Source organism: Peptoniphilus sp., from assembly GCF_034090345.1.
Taxonomy (GTDB): domain Bacteria; phylum Bacillota; class Clostridia; order Tissierellales; family Peptoniphilaceae; genus Peptoniphilus.
Window position 1 is genome coordinate 1 of sequence record NZ_JAXDSS010000018.1, and the last position, 6,332, is coordinate 6,332.

At 29.3% G+C, this 6,332-nt stretch carries 8 protein-coding genes; 6 read left to right on the plus strand and 2 right to left on the minus strand.

The genetic code is table 11. The features are described from left to right. Positions 1-203, minus strand: a 203-nt coding sequence (locus SOR77_RS01655) for a putative sulfate exporter family transporter (RefSeq protein ID WP_320635470.1), incomplete at its 3' end; no start/stop codon positions are given. A gap of 119 nt (positions 204-322) precedes the next feature. Here SOR77_RS01655 and SOR77_RS01660 point away from each other — a divergent pair. The 6 genes from SOR77_RS01660 (at position 323) to SOR77_RS01685 (ending at position 5,769) form a co-directional block, all read left to right on the plus strand. Next, positions 323-1,198 (plus strand): LysR family transcriptional regulator, encoded by an 876-nt coding sequence (locus tag SOR77_RS01660; RefSeq protein ID WP_320635471.1) that lies wholly within the window; start codon positions 323-325, stop codon positions 1,196-1,198. A 124-nt stretch (positions 1,199-1,322) separates the two neighbouring features. After that, on the plus strand, positions 1,323-1,847 hold the full coding sequence (locus SOR77_RS01665) for a GNAT family N-acetyltransferase (RefSeq protein ID WP_320635472.1): 525 nt from the start codon (positions 1,323-1,325) through the stop codon (positions 1,845-1,847). Between the two features lie 258 nt (positions 1,848-2,105). Then, positions 2,106-2,327, plus strand: a complete 222-nt coding sequence (locus SOR77_RS01670) for a helix-turn-helix domain-containing protein (RefSeq protein WP_320635473.1) — start codon at positions 2,106-2,108, stop codon at positions 2,325-2,327. A gap of 164 nt (positions 2,328-2,491) precedes the next feature. Beyond that, positions 2,492-3,118: a (d)CMP kinase gene (cmk, locus tag SOR77_RS01675; protein WP_320635474.1), complete on the plus strand. Its 627-nt coding sequence runs from the start codon at positions 2,492-2,494 to the stop codon at positions 3,116-3,118. Position 3,119: 1 nt separating this feature from the next. Then, on the plus strand, positions 3,120-3,716 hold the full coding sequence (locus SOR77_RS01680) for a lysophospholipid acyltransferase family protein (protein WP_320635475.1): 597 nt from the start codon (positions 3,120-3,122) through the stop codon (positions 3,714-3,716). After that, entirely contained in the window at positions 3,679-5,769 is a 2,091-nt protein-coding gene (locus SOR77_RS01685; protein WP_320635476.1) for a bifunctional 4-hydroxy-3-methylbut-2-enyl diphosphate reductase/30S ribosomal protein S1, read from the plus strand. The genes SOR77_RS01680 and SOR77_RS01685 overlap by 38 nt, the downstream gene beginning before the upstream one ends. A gap of 229 nt (positions 5,770-5,998) precedes the next feature. Here the strand turns inward: SOR77_RS01685 and SOR77_RS01690 are convergent. Then, a partial coding sequence (locus tag SOR77_RS01690; protein ID WP_320635477.1) for a transposase occupies positions 5,999-6,332 on the minus strand: 334 nt, incomplete at its 5' end.

The following is a 6,332-nucleotide window of genomic DNA, read 5'->3' on the forward strand; positions in this document are numbered from 1 at the left end:
AATACGACTGCCAATTGTAATATGTACTTTGAAGTAAATTTGATACCCAGTTGAGTAGAATTTTTTTCTTTATAGAATAAACCGATTAACATACCAACTAAGATTGCAAATACTGCACCACCTATAAGTGGATATTTTCCACCTAAAAAAGTACAAACGAGCGCTATTATAAAACACAAAAAAATACCGGGAAATTTCTTCATTTTTCCAACTCCTATCTTAAATAAATTCAAATTTATTATACAAAGAATACTATTAAAAATAAAATTATAATATGTTATACTTGCATAAGAAAAATTTATTGAAGGTATATAGGTGCACAATGATAGATTATAAAATGAACACGTTTATGGTAGTTTGTAAGACTTTGAATTTTACTCAAGCTTCAAAAGAATTAAATATAACACAACCTGCTGTTTCAAATCATATAAAGGCCATCGAAGAAGAATACGGAATTGATTTATTTAAGTTTCAAGGGAAGAAAGTAAGTTTAACAGAAGAAGGAAGATTACTATTGAATTTAATTAGCTCTATGACCAATGATATAGAACATTTTAAAGACTATTTAAGTCACAATAGAAGTAAGATTAGACTTAACTTTGGAACAACACTTTCTATTGGAGAATATGTAATGTCTCCGATACTTACGAAAATAATTTCAAAAGAGTCTGAGTTGTCACTTAGAATGGCAGTCGAAAACACTCAGAAACTTTTAGAATTGTTGGACACTGGCAAAATAGATTTTGCAATAATAGAAGGATATTTTAAAATAAATTCATATCAGAGTAAGGTATTTAAAAAAGATAGATTAATTCCAGTATGCTCTAAAAATTATATGGATAAGGATAATGTTAAGGTTAAGGAAATATTTGATAATCGGCTTTTTGTAAGAGAAGAAGGTTCGGGAACAAGAGAGGTATTAGATAGAACCCTTAGAGGAATGAACTACTCAATAGATGATTTTAAAAAAATATCAGAAATTGGAAACTTGAATACAATTAAAACATTAGTTGAAAATGGTTTGGGCGTTTCGTTTTTATATGAATCTGTAGTAGAAAAAGAAATAAAAAATGGAAGTTTGAGAGAAATACTTTTAACAGATTTTCAAGCAGAACATGACTTTACATTTTTATGGAAAGAGGGAAGTTTTTATTCTGATTATTACGAAAATTTATTTGAAATATTAAAAGGAGAATAGCAAAACCTATATAAACTATTTTAAAATTAGATAGTCCATAAGTTAATACTAAATTATAAAATAAGTTAATATTTGGATGATTGAAGAATATTATATAATTATACATAATTTTTTATATGGAGGAGTGAAATATTTGGAAATTAGATATATAAATGAATATGACAATAAAATGGAAATCAGTGAAATATATGAAAAAAGTTGGAGATATGCATATAAAGATATAATCCCTCAAGAATTTCTTGATTCAATTGAAAAAGGTAAATGGATACCAATATTAGATTTTACTGATTGGAGAACTGTTGTATGTATTGAAAATGGTAAATATATTGGAACTATTAGTTTTTCTAAGTCAAGATTTCAAGAGTATTTCTCTTATGGGGAAATTATTTCTTTTTATATACTTCCGGAATATATAGGGAAAGGCTATGGAAATAAAATATTAAAGTATGTAATCAAAGAGTTATACGGGCTAGGATATAGTCAATTATTACTTTGGGTTTTAGAGGATAATTATTTGGCAAAAAAATTTTATAAAAAAAATGGGTTTATAGAAACAGACAACTATATGGTTGATAATATTGGAGGAAAAGAATTAAAAGAAGTTATGTTTATTTATAAAAATGAAGATATGCTAGGTAATTATAAATAATACGATAAGAATGTACAAATTGAGCATATGTATAGTATAGCCACCCCAGGTTGGACAGTTGAAAAAGATGAAATCAAGGCTTTTACTTAAATAGAAAAAGTGCGTACCATTTTTAAAATTTTGATTTTTTTAAAATTTATTTCATCATTTTTGTAGTTTGTTAGGTAATAATAGATATGTAACAAAAAATAAAAAAATAGGAAGCCATCTGATAATATAAATTTAAGTAAAAACAAAATATCAGAAAGAAGGCTTCCTATGAAAACCAGTATAACAGAAGAAATGAGATTTCGTCAAAAAGTAGTAGAATATGCAATAAAACACAAAAATAATGCAGAAGCTGCAAGAAGATACAAAACTAGCATACAACAAGTACAAAGATGGCTAAAAAAATATGATGGGAGCGTAGAATCATTAGCAAATAAATCAAGACGACATAGCCATCCTAATCAGCATTCTAGGATTGTCAAACATATGTGACAATCCTAGAAGCGGGAAATAATTCCAGGATAAAATGTATTGTTTAATTTAAACTTTTAAGTTATAATGAAGTAATACGAAGTGTATCTTGAGAGCTATAACTGTGTTGAAAAGAATAAGTTTTTAGATCGCTGCGTAGGCAGTGGTTTTTTTATGGAGGAAATATGTATTCAGTTGCAATTGATGGACCTAGTGGAAGCGGTAAGAGCACAATAGCAAAATTATTGGCTGATAAACTCAATATAACTTATGTGGACACAGGGGCCATGTATAGAGCTATAGCATTATATTCAAAGGAAACGGGGTTTGAACCAGATGAATTTTTATATGATATAGAGATAGATTATCGTGATAATAAAGTATTTTTAAATGGAGAAGATGTATCTGATAAAATTCGTTCAGAGGAAATTTCTAAGCTTGCATCGAATATATCTAAAGATTTAAAAGTGAGAGAGTATTTAGTTCAAAAACAAAGAGAAATATCTAAAAAACGTTCTGTAGTGATGGAAGGAAGAGATATAGGGACAGTAGTGTTACCTGATGCAAAATATAAATTTTACCTAGATGCAGGAGTTGATATCAGAGCTAAAAGAAGATATAAGCAACTCTTGGAAAAAGGTGAAGACGTTGAATTTACTAAAGTTTTAAATGATTTAAAAGATAGGGATTTTAATGATATCAACAGAGAAAACTCACCTTTATATATGGCTGAAGGAGCTATTTTTATAGATAGTGCAGATTTAACTTTAGAAGAAACATTGGAAAAGATGTTTAATAATGTAAGAGGTTAAAATGCTATACAGAATTGTTAGAGTAATATTATGGCTATATTTTAAAGTAGTTTATAGATTTGAAATCGTAAATATAGAAAATTTACCAAATGAAGGTCCTTATATGATATGCTCCAATCATAAATCAAATTGGGACCCAATATTTATATCAGGTGCTATAAAAGAACCGATACATTGGATGGCTAAAAAAGAATTGTTTAAAAATCGTATTGTTGGAAATGTTATTTCGAAGTTTTATGCTTTTCCAGTGGATAGAGGGGCATCTGATATATCTGCTGTGAAAAAGGCTTTAAGAATTTTGAAAAACAAAGAAATTCTTGGAGTTTTTCCAGAGGGGACTAGAGTTAAAAAAATAGATTTAAATATGGTCAAATCAGGAGTTACAGTAATTGCTCACAAATCCAAATCTTTAATAGTTCCAGTGTATATTGAGGGTTCTTACGTTCCTTTTACTAAGATGAAATTATACATTAGAAAACCTATTGATTTTTCTTATCTATCTAAACCAACACAATTGGAATATAAAGAGTATACAGTAGATTTACTAAAATCTATTTATTATGGGGTTGATATTTATAGAGATAATAGTGGCAAATAATGCCGGATTTTGTGGTGGAGTAAAAAGAGCTGTAGACTTAGCATTTAAAAATGCAGACAATGGCGTTTATAGTTATGGTGAACTTGTTCACAATCCAGTTGTGACTAAAGAACTTTCAGATAAGGGTGTTGTAAACATAAATGATACCAATGTAAAAAATTCTAAAGTAATTATAAGGAGCCATGGAGTAAAGAAAAAAGTTTTAGATGAATTGAGGAACAATGGCAATAAAATTATAGATTGTGTTTGCCCGAAAGTCGCTAACATATATTCTATAGTAAGAGAACATTACGAATTGGGATATCAAATAGTTATATTTGGAGATGAAATGCATCCAGAAGTCATAGGTATAAATTCTTATGCGAATGATAGTGCTGTAATAATAGGTCAAGATTTATCTTTAGATAAAGTTAAAGATAATAAAACTATTTTAGTTTCTCAAACAACAAATATTCCTGAAAAATTTGAAATATTATCAAATTCTTTAAAAAATATTTTAAATAATGAGATTATAGTTTATAATACTATATGTAATGCTACGCGCTTAAGACAGAACAGTACAGAAGAATTGGCAAAAAAGGTAGACGCTATGATTGTACTGGGTGGAAAGAATAGCTCAAATACTAAAAAATTGTATGAAGTTGCGAAAAAGCATTGTAAAAACGTATATTTATTAGAGTCGATTAAGGACCTAAAATATAATATAAAAAATTTTGTAAAAATAGGTATTACCGCAGGTGCATCCACACCTCGTTCGGTAATCGAGGAGGCTGTTAGTAGTATGGAAAATTTTGACAACAATGAAATGATGGAGGCAATAGAAAACTCTTTTAAGAAAATAAAAAGAGGAGAAGTTGTAGAAGGAGAAGTTCTATTCGTTAACGATACTGAAGTAATGGTAAACATTGGTTACAGATCAGACGGAATTATTTCAAGAGATGAACTTTCAAATAATCCTGATGTAAAACCGTCAGATTTATTTAAGCCTGGTGACATGATCAATGTATTCATCATGAAAATGGATGATGGAGATGGCAATGTAGTACTTTCTTATAAGAGAGTAGAAAGCCTAAAAGTATGGGATGAGGTTGAAGAATTATTCAATTCACATGAAAGAGTTACAGTAACAGTTAAATCTGTAGTTAAAGGTGGACTAACAGCTGACCTTAATGGATTAAATGCTTTTATTCCAGCTTCACATGCATCAGTTAGATTCCAAAGAGATCTTTCTAAATATGTTGGAAAAGAAATGACTTGTGAAATTATAGACTTTGACAAGTTCAAGAGAAAAATAGTTCTTTCTAGAAAAAATGTAGAATCGGAAGAACTTGAAAAAAACAAACAAGAAGTTTACTCAGCTCTTAAAGTAGGAGATATTGTAGAAGGTACGGTTCAAAGACTTACTAACTTCGGAGCTTTTGTAGATGTTGGAGGAGTAGACGGACTTATCCATATTTCTGAACTTTCTTGGAACAGAGTTAAACACCCATCAGATGTAGTTGAACCAGGACAAAAAGTTGAAGTTGAAGTATTAAACTTAGATGAAGACAAAAATAGAATTGCTCTTGGATTAAAGCAAACAACTAAAAAACCTTGGGATGTATTCACTGAATCTGTAAAAGTAGGAGATGTTGTAGAAGGTAAGGTAGTAAATATCCTTGAATTCGGAGCTTTTGTAAGATTGGAATCAGGAGTAGATGGACTTCTTCACGTTTCTCAAATTTCTAAAGAACACATCGAAAAACCATCAGATAAACTTTCTATTGGTGAAGCAGTAACTGCAAAAGTTACAGATATAGATGAAGAAAATAAAAAAATATCATTATCTATGAAAGCTTTAATTGAAGATGAAGAGCCAGAAGTAGTTGAAGAAGTAAAAGACGAAGTAAACGTTGAGCCTAAGGAAGAGTTTGTTAAAGAAAAACCTAAGGCTAGAGCGCCAAAACAACCTAAGGCACCAAAAGAAGTAAAAGAATATGAAGAGCAACCTAATGATTCAAATATAAATACAGCATTAGGAGATCTTCTTGGCGGTTTAAAACTTGAAGACTAATAAAAGTTAATTTTCTATAAACAAATGAGTCTAGTAAATACTAGGCTCTTTTTAGGCTCTATGTCAAATATTGGGGAGGCTCATTAATATGAGTCTCTCTTATTATGTAAAAATCAACACATAGCAGCTAAAATAAATCCTAAACCAAAATAAACCAAAAACCACTAAAAATAAGCATAGCAAACAAAACTCCTAGGAGTTTTCAAAAATTTCCGTATTTTTTTACCAACTATTTACAAGAAAGCATAATTCGCTTTCTAAATAAATTAAAATTTTTCATACCAAAACAATTTCTCTTTAAAGTCTTTATCTTTGTATGTGTCCCTTCAAGAGGACCATTAGACCAAGGATAATCAAAAGAACTACATATCTCATCAAACCAATTATTAAAAGCAGTAATACAAGAACTAAATTCCTTTAAAGACTTTTCAGCCCTCTTTTTAGTAGGTTGAATAAGAACATATTGATAGAACAACTCTTTTAACCCATACGCTAATTTTAAATCCCTACTTAACTCAAGCATTAGACAAACCTCATTAGCCTCATCAGAAGTAAGCCTAGAA

Coding starts and splice junctions, on each gene's coding strand:
- SOR77_RS01680 (WP_320635475.1), top strand. CDS start 3,120: ATGCTATACAGAATTGTTAGAGTAATATTATGGCTATATTTTAAAGTA.
- SOR77_RS01685 (WP_320635476.1), top strand. CDS start 3,679: ATGGGGTTGATATTTATAGAGATAATAGTGGCAAATAATGCCGGATTT.
- cmk (WP_320635474.1), top strand. CDS start 2,492: ATGTATTCAGTTGCAATTGATGGACCTAGTGGAAGCGGTAAGAGCACA.
- SOR77_RS01660 (WP_320635471.1), top strand. CDS start 323: ATGATAGATTATAAAATGAACACGTTTATGGTAGTTTGTAAGACTTTG.
- SOR77_RS01670 (WP_320635473.1), top strand. CDS start 2,106: ATGAAAACCAGTATAACAGAAGAAATGAGATTTCGTCAAAAAGTAGTA.